Source organism: Kitasatospora sp. NBC_00070, assembly GCF_045041205.1.
Lineage (GTDB): Bacteria > Actinomycetota > Actinomycetes > Streptomycetales > Streptomycetaceae > Kitasatospora.
This window is the reverse complement of sequence record NZ_CP108247.1, coordinates 5,741,263-5,764,903: the sequence shown is the minus strand read 5'-3', so window position 1 is coordinate 5,764,903 and position 23,641 is coordinate 5,741,263. Positions and strand designations below refer to the sequence as shown.

9 protein-coding genes and 2 pseudogenes are annotated in these 23,641 nt (G+C 71.4%); 2 read left to right on the top strand and 9 right to left on the bottom strand.

Annotated features, from left to right (window positions below; translation table 11 throughout):
- Window positions 1-17 precede the first annotated feature (17 nt).
- The 6 genes and pseudogenes from OHV05_RS26315 to OHV05_RS26290 all read right to left on the bottom strand — a co-directional run.
- A complete protein-coding gene (locus OHV05_RS26315) occupies window positions 18-4,799 on the bottom strand; it encodes a type I polyketide synthase (RefSeq protein WP_405021547.1) in 4,782 nt (1,593 codons plus the stop codon).
- 87 nt (window positions 4,800-4,886) lie between these two features.
- Window positions 4,887-8,108 (bottom strand): annotated as a pseudogene (locus OHV05_RS26310) (type I polyketide synthase); the annotation flags it as partial.
- Window positions 8,109-8,214: 106 nt separating this feature from the next.
- A complete protein-coding gene (locus OHV05_RS26305; protein ID WP_405019836.1) occupies window positions 8,215-9,624 on the bottom strand; it encodes an FAD-dependent oxidoreductase in 1,410 nt (469 codons plus the stop codon).
- Window positions 9,621-10,073: an SRPBCC family protein gene (locus OHV05_RS26300; protein WP_184912946.1), complete on the bottom strand. Its 453-nt coding sequence runs from the start codon at window positions 10,071-10,073 to the stop codon at window positions 9,621-9,623. The genes OHV05_RS26305 and OHV05_RS26300 overlap by 4 nt, the downstream gene beginning before the upstream one ends.
- A gap of 118 nt (window positions 10,074-10,191) precedes the next feature.
- Window positions 10,192-11,457, bottom strand: coding sequence for an LLM class flavin-dependent oxidoreductase (locus OHV05_RS26295; RefSeq protein WP_405019835.1), 1,266 nt, complete (start codon window positions 11,455-11,457; stop codon window positions 10,192-10,194).
- A gap of 265 nt (window positions 11,458-11,722) precedes the next feature.
- Window positions 11,723-17,758, bottom strand: a pseudogene (locus OHV05_RS26290) (type I polyketide synthase); the annotation flags it as partial.
- A 423-nt stretch (window positions 17,759-18,181) separates the two neighbouring features.
- On the opposite strand from OHV05_RS26290, the gene OHV05_RS26285 reads away from it, so the two are divergent.
- Together OHV05_RS26285 and OHV05_RS26280 are read left to right on the top strand one after the other, a co-directional pair.
- Window positions 18,182-19,030, top strand: coding sequence for a mycofactocin-coupled SDR family oxidoreductase (locus tag OHV05_RS26285; RefSeq protein ID WP_405019834.1), 849 nt, complete (start codon window positions 18,182-18,184; stop codon window positions 19,028-19,030).
- A 189-nt stretch (window positions 19,031-19,219) separates the two neighbouring features.
- A complete protein-coding gene (locus tag OHV05_RS26280; RefSeq protein ID WP_403041168.1) occupies window positions 19,220-20,845 on the top strand; it encodes an MFS transporter in 1,626 nt (541 codons plus the stop codon).
- Window positions 20,846-20,918: 73 nt separating this feature from the next.
- Here OHV05_RS26280 and OHV05_RS26275 read toward each other — a convergent pair whose 3' ends face one another.
- From OHV05_RS26275 to OHV05_RS26265, 3 genes are read right to left on the bottom strand one after another with little or no spacing between them, the layout of a single operon-like run.
- Window positions 20,919-21,668: a thioesterase II family protein gene (locus OHV05_RS26275; protein ID WP_403041167.1), complete on the bottom strand. Its 750-nt coding sequence runs from the start codon at window positions 21,666-21,668 to the stop codon at window positions 20,919-20,921.
- 58 nt (window positions 21,669-21,726) lie between these two features.
- Window positions 21,727-21,942 (bottom strand): acyl-CoA carboxylase epsilon subunit, encoded by a 216-nt coding sequence (locus OHV05_RS26270; RefSeq protein ID WP_405019833.1) that lies wholly within the window; start codon window positions 21,940-21,942, stop codon window positions 21,727-21,729.
- Between the two features lie 2 nt (window positions 21,943-21,944).
- The gene (locus OHV05_RS26265) at window positions 21,945-23,486 is read right to left on the bottom strand and encodes an acyl-CoA carboxylase subunit beta (RefSeq protein WP_403041179.1); all 1,542 of its coding nucleotides are present in this window, start codon (window positions 23,484-23,486) and stop codon (window positions 21,945-21,947) included.
- Between the last annotated feature and the right edge of the window lie 155 nt (window positions 23,487-23,641).

Genomic DNA, 23,641 nt, shown 5'->3' with positions numbered 1-23,641 from the left:
TAAAGCCCGTTGCCCGCTCAGGCGAGGCCGAGTTCCTTGTCAATGAAGTCGAATACGTCGTCGGCCGAGGCACTCTCCAACTGCCCGCCGACGTCCGGGCCCTGTCCCGCTCCGAGGCTCTCGTTCAGCCGGGCGAGCAGCGCCTGCAGCCGGGAGGTGAGGTGGCTGGCCTCGATCTCCTCGCCGGAGAGGCCGCTCACGACCTCCTCGAAGCGGTCGAGTTCGGCCAGCAGCGGCACGGCGGGGGTCCCGCCGGCCGGGACGAGCTCCGTGCGCAGGTACTCGGCGAGCGCCAGCGGCGTCGAGTGGTCGAACACCATCGAGGTGGGCAGCTTCCGGCCGGTGGCCGCGCTGAGCGACTCCCGCAGGTCGACCGCCGCGACCGAGTCGAAGCCGAGATCCTCGAAGGAACGCCCGGCCTCCAGCGTCGCCGGGTCCTCGTAGCCGAGCAGGTCACCGACGTGCTTTCGGACCAGGTCGAGCAGGGTCCGGCTCTGCTCCGGCCCGGACAGGGCCGCGAGCTGCTCCACCAGACCCGAGCCGGCGCCCGCCTCACCCGTCTCCGCCGGACCGGCCAGCGCGGTGCGGACCTCCGGGATGGCGTCCAGCAGCGGTCGGGGCCGCGCGACCGTGAAGGTCGGGGCGAACCGCGACCAGTCGAAGTCGGCCACCACGACGTTGCTCCCGTCCTGGCCGACCGCACGCCGCAGCGCGGTGATCGCCAGCTCCGGCGCCATCGCGGGCGCGCCGATCCGGCGCATCAGGGCGCCGAGTTCGGCATCGACCATGCCGCCGTCCCAGGAGCCCCAGGCGATCGCGGTGGCCGGACGGCCCTGCGCCGCCCGGCGCTGGGCCAGCCCGTCCAGGAAGGCGTTGGCACTGCCGTACGCGGCCTGGCCACCGCTGCCCCAGACGGCGGAGCCCGAGGAGAAGAGCACGAAGGCGTCGAGCTTCTGGTCGCCCAGCAGCTCGTCCAGGTGGGCGGCGCCGAGCACCTTGGCCCGGCCGACCTCGGCGAACTCCGCCACGGTCAACTCGCCCAGCGGGGCGATCCGCTGGGCCACCCCGGCGGCGTGCACCACGGCGGTCAGCGGACGGTCGGCGGGGATCGAGTCGAGCAGTGCGGCGAGTGCGGCGCGGTCGGCCACGTCGCAGGCCGCGACCGTCACCTCGGCGCCGAGCGCGGTCAGTTCGCCGATCAGCTGCTCCACCCCGGCGGCGTCCCGGCCACGACGGCTGGTGAGCACCAGGTGCTCGGCCCCCGTCGCCGCCAGCTCCCTTGCCACGTGGGCACCGAGACCACCGGTGCCACCGGTGATCAGGACCGTGCCGTGCGGCTGCCAGGGCTCCCGCGCGGCCGACTGCTCGGCGAGCGGCGAGCGCACCATCCGGCGGCCGAGCACCTTGCCCTGACGGATCGCCAACTGGTCCTCGCCCCCGGTCGCCGTGACGGCGTCCAGCAGCTGCGCGAACGCGGACCGGTCGGCGGTCGGCGACAGGTCCACCAGTCCGCCCCAGGTGTCCGGGTGGTCGAGCGAGAGGCTGGCGCCGAGACCCCAGACCGCCGTCTGCGACGGCACCGCGGTCTCCAGCGAGCCGTCCACCGCGACGGCACCGGCGGTGACCGCCCAGAGCGGCACACCGAGGGCCGCGTCGCCGAGCGCCTGAGCGAACACGATGCTCGCGGCCAGGCCGCGGGAGAGCTCGGGGTGCGCCGAGTGCGGGGCGTCGTCCAGCGCGAGCAGGGACAGCACACCGAGCACCGGCTCGCCCTCGGCCAGCCGTCCGGCCAGCGTCGCCCGGTCCTCGTCGGCGACCTCGAACGGCACGGCGTGGGCGCCGCGTTCGGCGACCGCCGCCAGCACGCCGACCACCAGGTCGTCGGTCAGCCGGCCCGCCGGGACGGCCACCAGCCAGGCACCGAACAGCGGTCCGCCCGACAGCTCGGCCACCGGCTGCCACTCCACCCGGTAGCGCCAGGAGTCGACCTGCGCCTGCTCGCGGTGGTTCCGGCGCCAGGCCGCCATCGCGGGCAGCACCTTGCCGAGGTCCGTCGATTCGACACCCAACTGGTCGGCGAAGCTCGGGAGTTCCGTACCTTCGACGGCATCCCAGAACGCCGACTCCAACGGGTCCGCTGCCCTGGCGGGAGCGGCGGCGGCCTCGACCGGCATGCTGTCGGCCCAGTAGAACTTCCGCTGGAACGCGTAGGTGGGCAGGTCGATCCGCGCGGCACCCCGGCCGGCGTAGTACGCCGCCCAGTCCACCGCGACACCCTGCGCGTGGGCGCGGGAGAGGCCGGTGAGGAGTTCGCGCTCCTCACCGCGCTCGCGGCGCAGGGTGGAGACGAAGAGGGCGTCGGAGTCCTCACCGAGGTTGTCGGCACCGGCGGCGGTCAGCACCGCGTCGGGACCGATCTCCAGGAAGGTGGTGACGCCCCGCGCCTCCAACTGCTTGACGTTGTCGGCGAACCGGACCGCGTCCCGGACGTGGCTCACCCAGTACTCCGGATCCGCGAAGTCACCGGACGCCACCACCGGAATCCTGGGCCGGCTGAACGCCAACCCACCGACCACCGAACGGAACTCGTCCAGCATCGGATCCATCAACGGCGAGTGGAACGCGTGCGAGACACTCAACCGCTTCGTCCGCTCGAAACCCTCCGCGATCCGCAGCACCGTCGCCTCGTCACCCGACACCACCACCGAACGCGGACCGTTCACCGCCGCGATGCTCACCCGGTCGGTCAGCAGCGGCAGGATCTCCTCCTCGGTGGCCTGGATCGCCACCATCGCACCACCAGAAGGCAGTTCCTGCATCAACCGACCACGCGCCGACACCAGCTTCACCGCATCCGCAAGGGACAGCACCCCGGCCACATGAGCGGCCGCGATCTCACCCACCGAGTGACCCGACACGAAGTCAGGCCGCACACCCCACGACTCCACCAGACGGAACAACGCCACCTCAACCGCGAACAACGCACTCTGCGTGTTCACCGTCCGGTTCAACTCATCCGCATCCGAGCCCCAGACCACCTCACGCAGCGAACCGCCCAGCTCACCCAACACCTCGTCAAAAGCAGCAGCGAACACCGGGAAAGCGGCGTGCAGCTCACGCCCCATCCCCAACCGCTGCGACCCCTGCCCCGTGAACAGGAACGCCGTCCGGCCGTCGGTCTGCGCGACACCCTGCACGACCCCGGCCGGCTTCTCGCCTTCGGCCAGCGCCCGCAGTCCGGTGAGCAGCTCCGTACGGTCCGCCGCGACCACCACGCCCCGGTGCTCCAGGGCGGCGCGCGAGGTGGCGAGGGAGTAACCGAGGTCCAGCAGACCAGCCTCGGGCCGGGACTCCAAGTACTCCACCAGACGGGCGGCCTGGCCGCGCAGCGCCTGTGCGCTGCGGCCGGAGACCCTGACCGGCACCAGCGCGGTCGGCAGCACCGTCTCGGGAGCCGTCGACCCGCTCTCGGGGGCGGCGGGAGGCTCCTCGACGATGACGTGCGCGTTGGTGCCGCTGAGCCCGAAGGAGGAGATGCCGGCCCGGCGCGGGTGGCCGTTCTCCGGCCACGGCCGGGCCTCGGTGAGCAGCTCGATGTTTCCGGCCGACCAGTCGACGTTCGGCGACGGCTCGTCGACGTGCAGGGTCTTCGGCAGGACGCCGTGCTGCATCGCCTCGACCATCTTGATGATGCCGCCGACCCCGGCCGCCGCCTGGGTGTGACCGATGTTCGACTTGAACGAGCCCAGCCAGAGCGGCTGTTCGACCGGACGGTCCTGGCCGTACGTCGCCAGCAGCGCCTGCGCCTCGATCGGGTCACCCAGCGTGGTGCCGGTGCCGTGCGCCTCGACGGTGTCGACCTCGTCGGCCGTCAGCCGGGCGTCGGCGAGCGCGGCGCGGATGACCCGCTGCTGGGACGGACCGTTCGGCGCCGTCAGGCCGTTCGAGGCACCGTCGGAGTTGACCGCCGAGCCCCGGATCACCGCGAGCACCGGGTGCCCGTTGCGCCGCGCGTCCGAGAGCCGCTCGACCAGCAGCATGCCGACGCCCTCGGACCAGGTGGTGCCGTCGGCGGCACCGGCGAAGGACTTGCAGCGGCCGTCCGGGGCCAGACCCCGGTCCTGGCTGAAACCGACGAAGGAGACCGGCGTCGCCATCACGGTGACCCCGCCCGCGAGCGCCATCGTGCAGTCGCCGTTGCGGAGCGACTGGATGGCGAAGTGCAGCGCGATCAGCGAGGAGGAGCAGGCGGTGTCGACGGTGATCGCCGGGCCCTCCAGGCCCAGCACGTACGCGACCCGGCCGGACGCGACGCTGGCCAGGCCGCCGGTGCCGCTGTCCGCCGAGTAGTCGTGGTAGACCACCCCGGCGAAGACGCCGGTCCGGCTGCCCTTCAGCGAGAGCGGGTCGATGCCCGCGCGCTCGAAGGCCTCCCAGGCGGTCTCCAGCATCAGCCGCTGCTGGGGGTCCGTCTCGCGGGCCTCGCGCGGGCTGATCCGGAAGAAGTCGGCGTCGAACTCCCCCGCGTCATGGAGGAATCCGCCCTCCTTGCTGTACGTCTTGCCCGGCGTGGCCGGGTCCGGGTGGTAGAGCTCGTCGGTGTTCCAGCCACGGTTCTCCGGGAACAGCGAGATCCCGTCGGTGCCCGAGGCCACCAGGTCCCACAGCTGCTCGGGCGAGCTGATCCCGCCCGGGTAACGGCAGCTCATCGCCACGATGGCGATCGGCTCGTGCTGCTTGGCCTCCACCTCGCGGAGGTGCCGCTTGGTCTGCTGCAGGTCCGCGGTGGCGCGCTTCAGATACTCGCGGAGCTTCTCGTCGGTACCCATCTGCCCTCAATCGGTCTCAAGCTGTTCGTGAACCGGCCGGCTGTTCGTACGTGCGGATCAGGAGATCCCGAGTTCGCTGTCCAGGACCGCGAACAACTCGTCATCGGTGGCCTCGTCGAGCAGGTCGTCCTCTTCGTCGGCGACCGAACTGCCCTGGGTGTCGTTCCACTTGCGGAGCATGGCCTCCAGGCGGGCGGTGATCCTGGCCCGCTCCCCCGCCGCCGGGTCGACCACCGAGAGCGCCTCGGAGAGCCGGTCCAGCTCGCCCAGCAGCGGGGCCACTGCGGCGCCGCCGGCCGGGTCGATCTCGGCGTTGACGAACTCCGCCACCGCCCGGGAGTTCGGGTAGTCGAAGACCAGCGTCGCGGGCAGCGGTACGCCGGTGACCCGGCTCAGCCGCTTGCGCAGCTCGACCGCCGCCAGCGAGTCGAAGCCCAGCTCCTGGAAGGCCAGGTCGGGCCCGATCTCGTCGTGCGAGGCATGACCGAGCACCGCCGCCACGTGGATCCGGACCTCCTCCAGCAGCACCCGCTCCCGGTCGCCGTCCGGCAGCCCGTCGATCCGCTGCCGCAGCACCAGGACCTCGAACGGGTCCTCCTCCGGCTCCACCTCCCGACCGGCGAAGTCGCTGCCACCGGTGCTGGACTCCAGCCAGTAGCGCTTGTGCTGGAAGGCGTACGTCGGCAGGTCGACCCGCCGGGCGCCCGAGTCGGCGAAGAACGCCGGCCACTTCACCGAGCCGCCGGAGACGTGCAGCTGGCCCAGCGCCGCCACCAGCGTGGCGACCTCCGGACGGTCCCGGCGCACCGTAGCGATCAGCACCGCGTCCTCGGACCCGACCGACTGCTGGGCCAGGCCCGTCAGGATGCCGTCGGGACCGATCTCCAGGAACCGCGTGACACCCGAGGACTCCAGCTTGCCGACGTTGTCGGCGAACCGGACCGCGTCCCGGACATGGCTCACCCAGTACTCGGGATCGGTCACCGTGCCGCCGGTCACCACCGGGACCGACGGTTCGGCGAAGCTCAACTTACCGACCAACGAACGGAATTCGTCCAGCATCGGGTCCATCAACGGCGAGTGGAACGCGTGCGAGACGCTCAGCCGCTTGGTCCGCTCGAAGCCCTCGGCGATCCGCAGCACGGTCGCCTCGTCACCCGAGACCACCACCGAACGCGGACCGTTCACCGCCGCGATGCTGACGCCCTCGGACAGCAGCGGGAGGATCTCCTCCTCGGTGGCCTCGATCGCCACCATCGCACCGCCCGAAGGCAGTTCCTGCATCAGGCGACCACGCGCCGACACCAGCTTCACCGCATCCGCGAGCGAGAACACCCCGGCCACGTGCGCGGCCGCGATCTCACCCACGGAGTGACCGGCCAGGAAGTCGGGCCGCACACCCCACGACTCGACCAGGCGGTACAGCGCCACCTCGAAGGCGAACAGCGCGCTCTGCGTGTTCACCGTACGGTTCAACTCGTCCGCATCTGAGCCCCAGACCACCTCACGCAGCGACCCGCCCAGCTCAGCCAACACCTCGTCAAAGGCGGCAGCGAACACCGGGAAGGCGGCGTGCAGTTCACGCCCCATCCCCAACCGCTGCGACCCCTGACCCGTGAACAGGAACGCCGTCCGACCACCGCTCGCCTGACCGGACACACCCCCGCCCTCGGCCAGCGCCCGCAGCCCGTCCAGCAGTTCGGCCCGGTCCGCCGCGACCACCAGGCCCCGGTACTCCAGGACCGAACGCGTGGTCAGCAGCGACAGCCCGAGGTCGGGTACGGCGAGCTCAGGCCGGGCCTCCAGGTGCTGCACCAGCCGGGCCGCCTGGGCCCGCAGGGCCGCGGCGGTCTTCGCGGTGACCACCACCGGGACGGCCGGCAGCGGCCTGGGCTCGGTCTCCGGCTCCTCCCGGTCGGGCTCGGGAACCTGCTCGATGATGACGTGCGCGTTGGTGCCGCTCAGCCCGAAGGAGGAGATGCCGGCCCGGCGCGGACGCTCGGTCTCCGGCCACTCCTGGGCCTCCGTCAGCAGGCGGACCGCGCCCGAGGTCCAGTCGACCTTGGTGGTCGGCCGGTCGACGTGCAGGGTGCGCGGCAGCACGCCGTGCTTCATCGCCATGACCATCTTGATGATGCCGCCGACCCCGGCCGCCGCCTGGGTGTGGCCCAGGTTGGACTTCAGCGAGCCGAGCCACAGCGGCAGGTCCTCGGAACGCCCCTGACCGTAGGTCTCCAGCAGCGCCTGCGCCTCGATCGGGTCGCCCAGCACGGTGCCCGTGCCGTGGCCCTCGACCACGTCCACGTCGGCTGAGGTGAGACCGGAGCCGGACAGGGCCTGCCGGATCACCCGCTGCTGCGCGGGGCCGTTGGGGGCGCTGAAGCCGCTGGAGGCACCGTCCTGGTTGACCGCCGAGCCGCGCACGATGGCCAGCACCGGGTGGCCGTTCCGCCGGGCGTCGGACAGCCGCTCCAGGAAGAGCACGCCGGCGCCCTCGGAGCAGGTCATGCCGTTGGTGGCCTCGGCGAACGACCGGCAGCGGCCGTCCTTGGACAGGCCGCCCTGGGTGCTGAAGAAGACGAACATCTCCGGGTTGGACATCACCGTCACGCCACCGGCCAGCGCCAGCGTGCAGTCGCCCCGCCGCAGCGCCTGCACCGCGAGGTGCAGGGCCACCAGCGAGGACGAACAGGCGGTGTCGACCGAGAGGGACGGGCCCTCCAGGCCGAGGGTGTAGGACACCCGGCCGGTCACCAGACTGCCCGCGGCCGAGGTCCCGGGCTCCCGGCCCTGGGCGTAGTCGTGGTACATCACGCCGCCGAAGACGCCCGTCCGGGTGCCCTTCAGCGACAGCGGGTCGACGCCCGCACTCTCGATCGCCTCCCACGAGGCTTCCAGCAGCAGCCGCTGCTGGGAGTCCATCGCGAGGGCCTCGTTCGGGGAGATCCCGAAGAAGCCGGGGTCGAACTCGCCCGCGTCGTGGAGGAATCCACCCTCCCGCGAGTAGGTCTTCCCCGGCTTTCCGGGCTCCGGGTCGTAGACGTCGAGGTCCCAGCCGCGGTCGGCCGGGAACTCCGACACCGCGTCTACCCCTTCGGACACCAGCTGCCACAGTCCCTCGGGCGACGTCACGCCTCCCGGGTAGCGGCACCCCATGCCGACGATCGCGATCGACTCGTCGTCGGGCTTGCGCGCCGCCTCGTCGAGGCACCGGCGGGCATCGCGCAGCTCGGCAAGGGTTCGCTTGAGGTACTCGACAAGCCTCTGCTCGTTGCTCGTGCTCACCGAAGGCCATCCCCTTAGTGCGGTCCGTGGTCGGAAGATCAGTGCAGCCGGGTGGTGCGAGGTGGTGCGGCGGAGCGTCGGCCCCGGGGCCGACGCTCCGTCAGTGCTCGACCTTGGAGAGGTCGGCCGGCACGGCGTCGAGCAGCTTCCCGATCTGCGGGAACTGCGCGAGGGCCTCGGCCGGGGTGAGCGGGGCCAGCTGCGGCCCCTTCAGCAGGGCACCCACCAGCGGCAGGGTCATCACCTTGTTCTGCGGCGTCTGCAGGGTGGCGACCTGGTAGGTCGCCTTCAGCAGGCCGGGGTGCTCGGCGGCGGTCCTGGACCAGCGGACGGCGATCTTCTGCTCCGTGGTGCCCTTGCCGAGCTTGATGTTGGTCCGGACGCCCGGGAACCAACGGTCGGTGCTGGTGGCCGACTTCCAGGGCCCGGCCACCTTGTTGGCGATGTCCTGCTGGACCTTCTTGCCCAGGCCCGGCTCCAGGCCGTGCGACTTGAGCTGGTTCCGCAGCGCCAGGGCGCCGAAGGCCGCCATCGACATGCCGGAGGCGTAGTTCGGGCTGAGCACGGTGACCGCGTCGCCGAGGGCGAGGAAGCCCTCGGGGAGCGTCAGCCGCTCGAAGTAGCGGCGGCGGTTGGCCAGTCCGCGCGAACCCTTGATCTCACCGATCGGGGTGGCCCGGGCCATCAGGTCGGCGACGATCGGGTGGCCCACGCTGCGGGCGAACTCCATGAAGCCGTCCTCGCCGGTCGGCGGCTGGCCGCCGGCGGTGCCGATCAGGGAGACGATCCAACGGCCGTTCTCCTGCGGCATGAAGGCCGCACCGGCACCGGGCCGGCCGGTGTTCGGGACGGTCTGGATCAGCACGCCGGGGAAGTCGGCGGCCGCGTCGGCGGGCGCCTCGTACAGGCGGCCCGCGTAGGCCAGACCGGCGTCCAGGAACTCCTCGTACAGCTCGGCGACACCGAGGTCGGTGAGCCACTGCGGGGTCTTGGAACGGCTGCCGGTCGCGTCCACCACGAGGTCGGCGGTGAGGGTCTGCTCGGGCTCGGTGCCCTTCTCGTACCGGACCCCGGTGACCCGGCTCGCGGTGCCGACCAGGCCGGTGGCCTTGGTCTCCTGGAGCACCGTGATGGCGGGGTTGGTGAGCGCCTGCTGCCGGACCACGTGGTCCAGCAGGTTGCGGCTGCAGGCGATGAAGAAGGCGTCGTCGTCGACCCGGCGGAACCAGCCCTCGGAGGACAGGGTGAGGATGTTGCGGCCCATCGCCAGCTTGTGGGCGCCGGCCGCGAACAGCAGGTCCGTGGTGCCGGGCAGCAGCTGGTCGAGGGCGTGCGCGCCGCCCGCGGTCAGCATGTGGTTCTGCCGGCCCTGCGGCATGCCGCGACGGGGGGCGGGCTGGTCCGGGTACCTGTCGCTCTCGATGACGGTGATCTCGTCCACGTGGTGGGAGAGGGCCGTCGCGGCGAGCACGCCGGAGAGGCCGCCGCCGATCACAATCGCTCTGGTCATCGGCTCGTCTCCACTCGGGTGGCGCGCAGCTTGATCTCGCGGCCCAGCTCCTCGAAGGTGGCGCGGGTGTCCGCCTGGAACGCCTTCGCCCAGAAGAAGCCGTAGACCGGCGCGAAGCCGCCGTGCACCTCGACCCGGCGGCTGAGCTTCACCAGGCCGGGGCCGGCCTGCTCGTACTTGTTGATGATCAGCATCTTGCCGAGCGGCATCGGCGACTCGGTGGTGTAGCCGCGGCCGGGGTCGACCTCGACCAGCTTGAAGTAGCTACGACGGCCCTTCACGATGCGCGAGATGGTCCAGCCACCGCCGCCGACCTCGAACGGCGTGTCGGTGCCGCTCTCCAGGACGTGCGGATCCCAGGTGGACCATCCTGCGACGTCGGACACCGTCCGCCAGATCGCGTCGAGATCGCCGGCTATGGTGGCCGACTCGTCGAAGGCGTGCAACATCTGAATACCTCTCAGCTGTGAGTGGCGCAGGGACGGCCCCCGCCCCCGGGGCCGTTGGTACGTGCGTCCCCGACGGCCGCCGCGCGCCGTTGAGCGGCGGCCGTCGGGGACCGGGGAATCAGCTGCCGTTCTCCGCCGCTGTGGGGGTGGCGTCGGGAGCGGGCTGCTGAGGAGGACCGAAGAGCTCCATGTCGGTGCGGATCAGGTAGTCGGAGACGTCCACCGTGCTGGTCTCGATCCGGCCCAGGGCCTCCTTGACCGGGACGGCGAGGCGCTCGGCCTTGGCCAGGTCCTGCGCCTCGCGGCGCTCGACGAACTCCGGCATGACCTCGCGGGCGAACAGCTCCAGGGACTCCACGATGTGCTCGTGCTTGTTGGCACCCAGCTGGACCTGGAAGATGATCTGGTCGACGCCGGCCGCCTCCTGGGCCCGGATCATCTCCCGGAGCTTCTCGGGGGTGCCGATGCCGCGGCGGACCACCAGGTCCATCCGGTCCTGGTTCTCCTTGGGCAGCGGGGCCTTCTTGCCGAACTCCTCCGACAGCACCGTGGTGCCGGGGCGGTGCTCGCCCTGCAGGTAGAAGTGCATGAACGAGTTGACGTAGAAGTTCACGCCGCCCATGGCCCGCTCGTAGGCGGTCTCCTCGTCCTCGTGACAGAGGAAGGGCAGCGCCACCGCGAAGTTGGCGTTGACGGCCTTGCCGACCGGGACGCACTCGTCGGAGGCGATCAGGTCGTAGTAGGCCGCGACCCGCTCCTTGGCCTCGTCCTCGGTCATGAAGGCGAAGGAGAGCGCGCCGACGCCGTTGCGGGCGGCGGTCTCGACCGTCTCCGGCGAGCTGCAGGCGACCCAGAGCGGCGGGTGCGGCTTCTGGTTCGGCTTCGGCAGCACGTTGCGCGGCGGCACGTCGATCCACTGGCCCTTGTGGCCGGTGAACGGGACCTCGGTGAGCATCCGGGTGATCACGCCGATGGCCTCGCGCCACTGCTCGCGCTTGGTGGTCCGGTCGATGTTGAAGGCACCCAGCTCGTGCTGCGTGCTGCCCTGGCCCGAGCCGAAGTCGACCCGGCCCTTGGAGATCAGGTCCAGGGTCGCCAGCCGCTCGGCGACGCGGGCGGGGTGGTTGACGGCCGGCGGCAGCGAGACGATGCCGTGGGCGAGCCGGATGCGCTCCGTACGGGCGGCCGCAGCGGCCAGGAACACCTCGGGGGCGGAGGAGTGGGAGTACTCGTCGAGGAAGTGGTGCTCGGAGGCCCAGACGTAGTCGAAGCCCAGCCGGTCGGCCAGTTCGATCTGCTCCAGGGCCTCGTGCAGGACGTTCTCCTCGCTGTCCTCGGCCCACGGCCGGGGGACTTGCTGCAGGTAGAGCAGTCCGAAGCGCATGCTCGGCTCCTTTTCATCGGCAGGTGGCTCGCCGCTGCCGGAGACTGAGAAGTTCAGGGATTGTGGTGACTGACCGTCAATTCGCTTTCGTATCAGCCACCATCAACCCTAGGAGGAACGGGTGTTCGCAGGATCCCCTACGAGCCCCTATCCGCGCCCTTACCGGCCCCCACCAGGCTTCCCCCGCGACGCGACGCGGCCGGCGGCCCGCATGGAGTCCGTACGGGGCGCCGGCCGCGACCGGTGACGGTGGGTCAGCAGTGGATCAGTCGCGCGCGGCGAGCCAGTCCTCGATCGCCGCCGCGGTCACGGCCGCCTCGGACTCCAGCATGCTGAAGTGGTTGGCCCGGACCTGCCGGACGTCCTGCGAGGAGTCCCACGGGTGCGCCATCCAGTCGTCCGACTCCGTGACCTGGGCAGGCACGTCGCCCGGGCCCGAGAACGCCTCCAGGCACTGCACGAACAGCACCGGCGCCTCGATCCTGCCCGGCACGATCTTGGGCACCAGCTCGACGTAGCGGCCCATGGTGGCCAGCCGGGCGCTGTCGAAGCGGCCGAACATGTGCTCCTTCTCCAGCATGCTGACCACCATGCCCCGGTCCAGGTCGTCCCGGCTCTGGCTGTCCGAGCGGTAGGTGTCCAGCAGCACCAGTCCCTCCGCCCCGAGCCCGAGCACCGACTCCAGGTAGCCGGCCGTCACATGGGCCAGCAGACCGCCCGCCGAATAGCCGACCAGCACGAACGGCTCGCCCTCGGCCGCCTCCAGCACGCTCGCCGCCAGCACCTCGATCGCGGCCTCCGCCGAGTCGGCCAGCTTCTCCCCGGGCACGAACCCGGACAGCGGCACCGCCGAGACCGGCCGTACGTCGCCGAAGTGCGAAGCCAGTCGCGCGAGTTGGTACGCGCCACCGGTCGCCATCGGGGTGCTGACGCAGACCAGCCGGGGGCGGCCCGGGCCGTCCGCCAGCCGCACCGGCTGCGGGACCGCGCCGAGATCGGCCAGCGAGGAGTAGCTCGGCCTGGTCCGGGCGACCGCGCTCAGCAGGCCGAACGCCTGCGCCATCGGGCCGGACAGCACCGCCTCACGGAACAGCTGGCTGAGGCTGTCCCGGCCGATCTCGTCGCCCGGGACCGACAGTTGACCGCGCCGGCCGTCGGCGCCACCGCCCTGGGCCGCCTCGCCACCGGATGTGGCGGCGACCGGTTCCAGGGCCAGTTCGCCCTGCATCAGCCGGGCCAGCGCGGCCGGGGTCTTGCTGTCGAAGACCACCAGCGGGGGCAGCCGGAGACCGGTCGCCTTGTTCAGCAGGTTGCGCAGCTCCATCGCGCTCAGCGAGTCGAACCCGGCCTCCAGGAAGTCCCGTTCGGGCTCCACCGCCTCCGGCCCGCTGTGGCCGAGCAGGTTGGCCGCGTACCCGAGCACCACGGCGAGCAGTGCCCGCTCGCGCTCGGCCTCGTCCAGCCCGGCCAGCCGCTGCCGCAGCGACTCCGCCTCGGCCTTGCCGACCGCCGCCCGACGCCGGACGGTCACCTGTCCGCGCAGCAGGGCGGGAAGCGAATCGCCTTGCGTGCGAAGGGCCTTGGGGTCGATCCGGAGCGGCACCAGGACGGCTTCGCCGGTCGCGATCGAGGCATCGAACAGGGCGAGCGCCTCGGCCTGCGGGAGAGCCGGGAGACCGAGGCGGGCCATCCGCTGCTCCGCCTCCTCCAGCGAGTGGGTCTGCTGGGTCATGCCGGTGGTGACGCCCCAGAGGCCGAACGCCATCGAGGTGGCCGGCAGACCGGCCGCCCGACGGTGGGTGGCCAGCGCGTCCAGGAAGACGTTCGCCGCCGCGTAGTTCGCCTGACCCGCCGCCAGCACCATGCCACCGGCCGAGGAGAACATCACGAAGAACGCCAACTCACTGCCAGCGGTCAGCTCGTGCAGATGCCACGCCGCATCCACCTTCGGCGCCAACACCGCATCCAACCGCTCCGGCGTCACCGAAGTGACCACACCGTTGTCCATCACACCCGCGACATGCACCACACCCACCAACGGACGCTCCAGCGAAGCGAGCAGCGCCCGCACCGAGGCGCGATCCGCCACATCGCACGCCGCGACCTGCACACGTGCGCCCAGCAACTCCAGCTCGGCCACCAACTCGGCCGCACCCGGCGCTCCCAGGCCCCGGCGGCTGGTCAGCACCAGACTGCGGGCCCCGTGCTCGACCACCAGGTGCCGGGCCACCACCGCACCCAGACCACCGGTACCACCGGTCACCAGCACCGTGCCGTCGACCACCGAAGGCACCGCACCCTCGACCGCGCCGACCTTCGCCAGCCGCGGCACCCGCACCACACCGGCCCGAACCGCGGCCTCCACCTCACCCGAAGCCACCACCGCGCTCAACGCGGCACGCGACTCGGCCAGACCGTCCCAGTCCACGACCACGAACCGGCCCGGGTTCTCCGCGACCGCGGCCCGCACCAGACCCCACACCGGAGCCTGCACCACGTCCACCACATCACCGTCACCGACGACCACCGCACCGCGCGTCAGCACCACCAGACGCGACGCGGCGAACCGCTCGTCGGTCAGCCAGTCCCGGACCACGCCCAGCACCTGCCCGGCCAACTCCCTGACAGCGCCTGGCACATCACCCGCAGCCGGTGTCGCACACTCCAACACCACCACATCGGGCACCGCACCGTCCGCCGGGAGCGCCTCCCAGGCGGTCAGTGCACCCGAAGCAGAACCGACCGAAACCACCGGCCACTCCACCCGGAACAGCGACTCCACCCCACGCCCCGCCGACAACTGCTCCGACGACACCGGCCGCCCCACCACCGACCGCACCGACAGCACCGGCACACCCACACCGTCGGCCACCACGACGTTCACGCTCTCCGGCCCGTCGGGCGAGATGCGGACCCGCAGGGACGAGGCGCCGGCCGCGTGCAGGGTGACCCCGCTCCAGACGAACGGCAGCACCGGCTCGCCGTCCTTGCCCTCGCCATCGTCCACCAGGGCGACGTGCATCGCGGCGTCCAGCAGCGCCGGGTGCAACCCGAACCGGGATGCCTCCGCGTGAGCCACCTCGGGTAGCGCCACCTCGGCGAACAGGTCGTCACCACGCTTCCAGGCGGCCTTCAGGCCCTGGAACACCGGCCCGTAGCCGTAGCCCTGGGCGAGCAGCCGGTCGTAGACGCCGTCCAGCTTCAGCGCGGTGGCGCCGGCCGGCGGCCACTGCGCGAGGTCGAAGGACGGTGCCGCGGCTCCGGAGGTCAGCACGCCGTCGGCGTGCAGGGTCCAGGCCCCGCCCTCGTCCCCCTCGGGCCGCGAGTGCACGGTGACGGGCCGGTCACCGTCGCCGTCCGCCTCCCCCACCGCCACCTGGACCTGCACCGACCCACCGGGCGGCAGGATCAGCGGCGCCTGGAGGGTCAGCTCCTCCAGCAGGTCACAGCCGACCTGGTCGCCCGCCCGCACCGCCAGCTCCACGAACGCGGTGCCCGGCAGCAGGACGTTGCCGAGCACCCCGTGGTCGGCGATCCAGCGCTGCGTACCGAGCGCCAGCCGCCCGGTCAGCACCACCCCTTCGCCGTCCGGCGACACCACGACGGCGCCGAGCAGCGGGTGGTCGGCGGGCAGCAGACCGATGCTCGACGCGTCGCCGCCGGAGACGGAGGCGGCGTCGAGCCAGTAGTGCTTCCGCTGGAAGGCGTACGTCGGCAGGTCCACCCGCCGGGCGCCCGAGTCGGCGAAGAACGCTGGCCACTTCACCGAGCCGCCGGAGACGTGCAGTCGGCCCAGCGCCGCCACCAGCGTGGCGACCTCCGGGCGGTCCCGGCGCACCGTCGCGATCAGCACCGCGCCCTCGGACCCGACCGACTGCTGGGCCAGCCCGGTCAGGATTCCGTCGGGACCGATCTCCACGAACCGTGAGACACCCGAGGACTCCAACTCCCGGACGCTGTCGGCGAACCGGACCGCGTCCCGGACATGGCTCACCCAGTACTCCGGGTCCGTGAAGGAACCCGAAGCCACCACCGGAATCACCGGCTCCGCGAAGGTCAACTCACGGACCGCCGAACGGAACTCATCGAGCATCGGGTCCATCAGCGGGGAGTGGAACGCGTGCGAGACAGTCAGCCGCTTGGTCCGCTCGAAGCCCTCCGCGATCCGCAGCACGGTCGCCTCGTCACCCGAGACCACCACCGAACGCGGACCGTTCACCGCCGCGATGCTCACCTGGTCGGTCAGCAGCGGCAGCACCTCGGCCTCCGTCGCCTCGATCGCCACCATCGCACCACCCGAGGGCAGTTCCTGCATCAACCGGGCCCGCGCCGACACCAGCTTCGCCGCGTCGGAGAGCGACAGCACCCCGGCCACGTGCGCGGCCGCGATCTCACCCACGGAGTGACCCGACAGGTAGTCAGGCCGCACACCCCAGGACTCCACCAGACGGAACAGCGCCACCTCGAATGCGAACAGCGCGCGCTGGGTATTGACCGTACGGTTCAGCTCGTCGGCGTCGGAGCCCCAGACCACCTCCCGCAGCGACCCGCCCAACTCCGCCAACACCTCGTCGTAGGCAGCCGCGAACACCGGGAACGCACCGTGCAGCTCACGCCCCATCCCCAACCGCTGCGACCCCTGCCCCGTGAACAGGAACGCCGTCCGACCGCCCTTCGCCTGACCGGACACACCCCCACCCTCGGCCAGCGCCCGCAGCCCCGCCACCAGTTCCGCCCGGTCGGCTCCGGCCACCACGCCCCGGTGCTCCAGCACCGCTCGCGTCGTGGCCAGCGAGAACCCGACGTCGACCGGCTCCGACCCGCCCTCGCCGTCGATCCGTTCGAGCAGTGCCGTCGCCTGCGCCCGCAGCGCCTCCGCGCTCTTCGCCGACACCACCAGTGGCACCACCGGCAGAGCGGCGGCCACGGCCTCGCGCTGCTCCGCCTCCGCCGGGGCCTGCTCGATGATCACGTGCGCGTTCGTCCCGCTGATGCCGAAGGAGGAGATGGCCGCCCGCCGCACCCGGCCGGTCTCCGGCCAGTCCCGGGCCTCCGTCAGCAGCTCGACCGCTCCGGCCGACCAGTCGATCTGCGCGGACGGCTGCTCGACGTGCAGGGTGCGCGGCAGCACGCCGTGCCGCATCGCCATGACCATCTTGATGATCCCGCCGACCCCGGCCGCCGCCTGGGTGTGGCCCAGGTTCGACTTCAGCGAGCCGAGCCACAGCGGCCCGGCCTCGGCCCGGCCCTGGCCGTAGGTGTTGAGCAGCGCCTGCGCCTCGATCGGGTCGCCCAGGGTGGTGCCGGTCCCGTGCGCCTCCACCGCGTCCACGTCGGCGGGCGTCAGCTGGGCGTTGGCCAACGCGGCCCGGATGACCCGCTGTTGGGCCGGGCCGTTCGGGGCGGTCAGGCCGTTCGAGGCACCGTCCTGGTTGATCGCCGTGCCGCGCACGATGGCCAGCACCGGGTGGCCGTTGCGGCGCGCGTCCGACAGCCGCTCGACCAGCAGCACGCCCGCACCCTCCGACCAGCCGGTGCCGTCGGCGCCGGCGCCGAACGCCTTGCAGCGTCCGTCCTTGGCCAGGCCCTTCTGCCGGCTGAACTCCACCAGGGTCTCGGGGGTGGCCATCACGGCCACGCCGCCCGCCAGGGCGAGCGAGCACTCGCCCGAACGGAGCGCCTGGACGGCCAGGTTGAGGGCGACCAGCGAGGAGGAGCAGGCGGTGTCCACGGTCACCGCCGGGCCCTCCAGGCCCAGGGTGTAGGACACCCGGCCGGAGACGATCGAGCCGGCCGCGCTGCTGAACGGGTAGTCGTGGTACATCAGTCCGGCGAACACACCGGTCGAACTGCCCTTCAGGGTGCCCGGGTCGATCCCGGCCCGCTCGAACGCCTCCCAGCTGACCTCCAGCAGCAGCCGCTGCTGCGGGTCGACGTACGGCGTGTCGTTGGGGGCGATGCCGAAGAACGCGGGGTCGAACTCACCCGCGTCGTGCAGGAATCCGCCCTCCCGGGTGTACGTGGTGTTGGGCCGCTCGCCGGTCGGGTCATACACGCCGTCGAGATCCCAGCCGCGGTTGTCGGGGAACTCGGACACCGCGTCGACCCCGTCGGCCACCAGCCGCCACAGGTCCTCCGGCGACGCGACGCCGCCGGGGTAGCGGCAGGCCATCCCCACGATCGCGATCGGCTCCCGCATGGCCGCCGAGAGCTTCCGGTTCTGCCCGCGCAGCCGCTCGGTCTCCTTCAGCGACGCCCGGAGTGCTTCGACAAGCCGTTCGTCGGAGTTGAGGTTGGCCATTTCAGTTATCCCGCTTCCCGTGTGAGCGCCGACGAGTTCGGACGAGGAATCGGGAGGCGGGGAATGTGAAATGGCGGGTCGCCACCGAACCCCCGTCCCGTATTCGCATATGCGCGCGACGTTATTGCTGGACACCCGGCCCAGGCTCCTCCACCGTAATGAGAAGGCGCCCGCGCGGAACCCCTAGAAAGCCCCTTAGCACGCACCGGGGGCCACCCGCGAGCCGACGGGCTGTCAGGGGGCCGCGCTAGTCTGAAGGTGAACGGCGAAGGTCCCAACTGCCCTGTCAAGTCAGGCCCCTTACCCACCCCTAGCCCCACCCCTGTCTTGATTCGGCAGGGGCGATTAGGGGGTGCCCAGCCCATCGGAGGGGAGGTTTCCTTGGGTATAAATAATTCAACGACACATGATCGGGAGGGCCTTATGGGCCGCGTTGAGGGCAAGGTCGTCGTCATCACCGGTGCGGGTCGCGGTCAGGGCCGCAGCCACGCGATACGACTTGCCGAGGAGGGCGCCGACATCATCGCGATCGACATCTGCGAGGACATCGAGGTCGTCGAGTACCCCCTGGCCACCGCCGAGGAGCTGCAGGAGACCGCTCGGCTGGTGGAGAAGACCGGGCGTCGCATCGTCACCAAGCAGGCCGACGTCCGCGACCGCGCCGCACTCAAGGCCGCGATCGACGAGGGTGTGGCCGAGCTGGGCCGACTGGACGTCGTGGTCGCCAACGCGGCCATCGGCCCGGTCGGTGCGGACCGCCCGCTGAACGCGTTCACCGACGCGGTGGACGTCAACCTGAGCGGCGCGCTCAACACCGTGCACGCCGCACTGCCGCACCTGGGCGAGGGCGCGTCGATCATCCTGATCGGCTCGGCCGCGGCCTACATAGCCGAGGCGGGCGCCCCGGGTCCGATGGGCCCCGGTGGCATCGGCTACTCCTTCGCCAAGACCGTCCTGAACGACTACGTCAACTGGTTCGCGCCGTACCTCGCACCGACCGGCCGGCGCCTCAACGTGGTCCACCCGACCAACGCCAACACCGTCATGCTGCACAACACGGCGATGTACAAGGTCTTCCGCCCGGACGTCGAGACGCCCACCCGCGAGGACGCCGAGCTGGCGTTCCCGGTGGTCCAGGGCATGCCGATCCCGTACGTGGAGCCGCTCGACGTCTCGCACGCGGTCACCTACCTGGCCTCCGACGAGTCCCGTTACGTGACCGGCCTCCAGCTCAAGGTCGACGGCGGCGCCGTCGTCAAGGCCGGCAAGTAAGCAGCACCGAGCCCCACCCGCACGACGCACCACGACCGGCCCGGGGACGGGCTTCAGCAGGCCCGTCCCGGGGTCGGTCCGACTGTCCAAGACGTGACATGGCCAGGACAAATACTGTCCGAACCACCTGACCCTTAGTCCGACCCACTGGTCCGACCGAATCACCACAAGGCTGGAGAGAGCCTAGAAATGACGAACCAACAGAGCACCACCTCCGGCGCCCACGCGGCGCCCAAGGCCGGCGCGAAGGAGTGGCTCGGCCTCGGCGTGCTTGTGCTGCCCCTGGTCATCGTCTCGATGGACACCTCGGTGCTGTACTTCGCGGTGCCCTTCCTCAGTGCCGACCTGCTCCCGACCACCGACCAGCAGCTGTGGATCTTCGACATCTACGGCTTCATCCTGGCCGGTCTGCTGGTGACCATGGGCTCGCTGGCCGACCGGATCGGCCGCCGCAAGCTGCTGCTCATCGGCATCCTGGGCTTCGGCCTCGCCTCGGTCGGCGCGGCCTACGCCGAGAGCGCCAACCAACTCATCATCGCCCGAGCCCTGTTGGGCATCGGCGGCGCGACCCTGATGCCCTCGACCCGGGCCCTGATCCTGAACATCTTCCGGGACGAGAAGGAGCGCACCGCGGCGGTGGGCATCTGGACCGCCGGTACCGGCCTCGGTGTCGCGATCGGCCCGGTGGTCAGCGGTCTGCTGCTGGACCACTTCTGGTGGGGCTCGGTCTTCCTGCTCAACATCCCGGCGATGGTCCTGATGCTGGTGCTGGCACCGATCCTGCTGCCGGAGTCCAAGGACCCGAACCCGGGCCGCTTCGACCTGCCCAGCGCGGTCCTCTCGCTCGGCACCATCCTCCCGATCATCTACGCCATGCAGACGCTGGCCGCCGACAAGTTCAACCTGGGCTCGGGCATCGCGGCCGGGGCCGGCGTCCTGGTCGGTGTGCTGTTCATCTGCCGTCAGCGCAGCCTCGAGACCCCGATGATCGACACCAAGCTGCTGCTCAGCCGCGGCTTCGGCGGCTCGGCCGCGATCAACACCACCGCGATGTTCGCGATCGTCGGCTTCGGCATCTTCTCCACCCAGTACCTGCAGTCGGTGCTCGGGCTCAGCGCGCTGAGCGCCGGTCTCTGGTGCCTCATCCCGTCCTTCGCGGTCGCGGTGGCCGGTCCGGTCGCGGCCGTCCTGTCGCAGAAGATGCACCGCGCCTACGTCATCAGCGCGGGCTTCACGGTCTCCGTCATCGGCTACGCCTTCGTCCTGCTCACCAAGTTCGACTCCCCGCTCTGGGTGCTGCTCACCGGTGTCGGCGTGGCGAACGTCGGCCTGATGATGGCCATGGTCCTGGTCGGTGACCTGGCCCTGTCCACCGTCCCGAAGGCCAAGGCCGGCTCGGCGTCCGCCCTGCTGGAGACCACCCAGCAGTTCGGTGGTGCGGCCGGTATGGCCGTGCTGGGCAGCGTCGGCTTCGCCGTGTACCGCAGCGGCCTGGCCGACAAGCTCCCGTCCGACCTGCCGGCCAACGTCGCCCAGCACGCCCGGGAGGCCCTCGGCGACGCCGTCGCGGTGGCCAACCAGCTCCCGGACGGACTGCGCGACACCGTCGTCCGGATCGCCCGGGTGGCGTTCACCGACGGCATGCACGCGGCGGCGATCACCGCCGGTGGCGTCATGATCTTCGGTGCGATCCTCTCCGCGGTCGTCCTCGGCAAGCTGCCGAAGGAGCCGGTCGCGATCGAGGACGAGGACGGCGACGGCACTCCCACCATCCCCCAGCCCGGCGGCAACCGGGCTCCGGCCGGCCAGCGCTGACCGGGGACACACAGTGAAAGGCCGGCGGGCCGGGGTGAGAACCCCGGCCCGCCGGCCTTTCGCGTTGCCGCCGTCAGCCGCCCAGCTGGGTGGTGATCGCCCGCAGCACCGCCGGGGCGTGGTGGTTCAGGTAGAAGTGGCCGCCCTGGAAGACCTGGAGCTCGAAGCCCGCGGTGGTGTGCTCGGACCACGCCCGGGCCTCCTCCAGGTTCACCTCCGGGTCCTCGTCGCCGGTCAGCGCGATGATCGGGCAGCTCAACTTCGGCCCCGGGCGGTACTGGTAGGTCTCGGCGGCCTTGTAGTCGCTGCGGATCGCGGGCATGATCATCTGCAGCATCTCGTCGTCGCCCAGCACCTGGGCGTCGGTCCCGCTCATCTTCTTCAGGTTGGCGATCAGTTCGGCGTCGCCGTACAGGTGGACCCGGCCCGGCCGGTGCCGGGACGGGGCCCGGCGGCCGGAGGCGAACAGGGCGGTGGGGACCACGCCGCGCTTCTCCAGCCGCTTCGCCACCTCGAACGCCAGCGTGGCGCCCAGGCTGTGGCCGAACAGCGCCACCGGGCGGTCCAGCCACTCCCCCAGCTCCTCGACCACCAGGTCGGCGAGCCGGTCCACCGAGTCCACACCGGGCTCGTGCCGGCGGTCCTGCCGGCCGGGGTACTGGATCGAGACCACGTCCAGACCGGGCGAGAGCGCCCGGGAGACCGGGAAGTAGTAGGTGGCCGACCCGCCGGCGTGCGGGAAGCAGACCAGCCTGGTCGGAGCCTCGGGTGCCGGATGGAACCTTCGGGTCCAGGCACCGCTTTCAACGGACGTCACTGACATGGTGGTTGAGCTTCCTTCCTGACAACTTCGCTGAGGACTGCCCCGGCCGCGACCTGGATCACGACCGGGGGTTGGAGCCGGCGTTCCAGGCTCCGGGCGCCCCGAAGCCCTCCGGCTCCCAACCGGCGCCCCGGGGCGGCCGGCCGGCCGGCCCGGCGACGGAGGACCGCCGCCGGGCCAGTGCGAGCAGCGCCACCACGGCGGCGGCGAGCTCCTCCGGGGCCGGGGCGCCCCGGACCACGGTGATCTGCGAGACCTGCTGCGTCTGCGGCATCACTACACCGGCGGGTTTCCGTGCTTGCGGGCCGGCAGCCGGGTGTGCTTGGTGCGCAGCATCGCCAGCGCGTCGATCAGCGTGGACCGGGTCCGGGCCGGGTCGATGACGTCGTCCACCAGACCGCGCTCGGCGGCGTAGTACGGGTGCATCAACTCCTCCTGGTACTCCTTGATCCGCTGCTGCCGGGCCGCCTCGGGGTCGTCGGCGGCCGCGATCTCCCGGCGGAACACCACGTTGGCGGCACCCTCGGCGCCCATCACGGCGATCTCGTTGGTGGGCCAGGCGTAGGAGATGTCGGTGCCGATCGAACGCGAGTCCATCACGATGTACGCGCCGCCGTACGCCTTGCGCAGGATCAGCTGGATCCTGGGCACGGTGGCGTTGCAGTACGCGTACAGCAGCTTGGCGCCGTGCCGGATGATGCCCTCGTGCTCCTGGTCCCGGCCTGGCAGGAAGCCCGGCACGTCGACCAGGGTCACCAGCGGGATGCTGAACGCGTCGCAGAGCTGCACGAAGCGTGCCGCCTTCTCCGACGCGTTGATGTCCAACACCCCGGCGAACGAGGCGGGTTGGTTGGCCACGATGCCCACCACGTGCCCGTCGAGCCGGGCCAGCCCGCAGAGGATGTTGGTGGCCCAGGAGGCGTGCACCTCGAAGAAGTCGCCGTCGTCGACGACCTCCTCGATCACCTTGCGCATGTCGTAGGCCCGGTTCGGGTCGGCCGGCACCAGGTCGAGCAGCGCGTCGTTGCGCCGGTCCGGCGGGTCCTCGGAGAGCTCCACCGGGGGCAGTTCACGGTTGTTGGACGGCAGCAGCGAGAGCAGGTGCCGGACGTCCTCGATGCAGTCGGCCTCGTTGTCGTGCAGGAAGCCGGCCGCGCCGGAGACCGCCGCGTGCACCTCGGCGCCGCCGAGCCCGTCGTGACTGATCGTCTCGCCGGTCACCGACTTCACCACGTCGGGTCCGGTGATGTACATCTGCGAGATGTCCCGGACCATGAAGACGAAGTCGGTCAGCGCGGGCGAGTAGGTCGCGCCGCCCGCGCAGGGGCCGAGCATCACCGAGATCTGCGGGATCACCCCGGACGCCTGGACGTTCCGGCGGAAGATCCCGCCGTACCCGGCCAGCGCGGTGACACCCTCCTGGATCCGGGCCCCGGCGCCGTCGCTGAGACTGACCAGCGGCGCACCGGCCGCCTCGGCCAGGTCCATCACCTTGTGGATCTTCTCCGCGTGCGCCTCGCCGAGCGAGCCGCCGAAGATCCGGAAGTCGTGGGCGTAGACGAACACCGTCCGGCCCCAGACCTTTCCCCACCCGGTGATCACACCGTCGGTGTGCGGGCGCCGGTTCTCCAGCCCGAAACCGGTCGCCCGGTGCCGCCGGAGCTGTTCGATCTCCCGGAAGGTCCCCTCGTCGAAGAGCAGGTCGATCCGCTCACGGACCGTCAGCTTCCCCTTGGCACGCTGGTTCCTGGTCGCCTGCGGCGCACCCTGCGCCACCTCGTCCTTGGTCGCCAGCAACTCGTCGACCCTGGCCCGCATGTCAGGACGTCGTTCGACGTCCCGCAGCACCGCCAGGTCCTCCTCAACAGTAGTCACGCTCCACCTCTCCAACCGGTCGGGCGATACAGAAAGCGGTCGAACGATTCATTCAAATCGGGCCCGGGCGGCGTAACCAGCCGACCCACCCCCCTGAG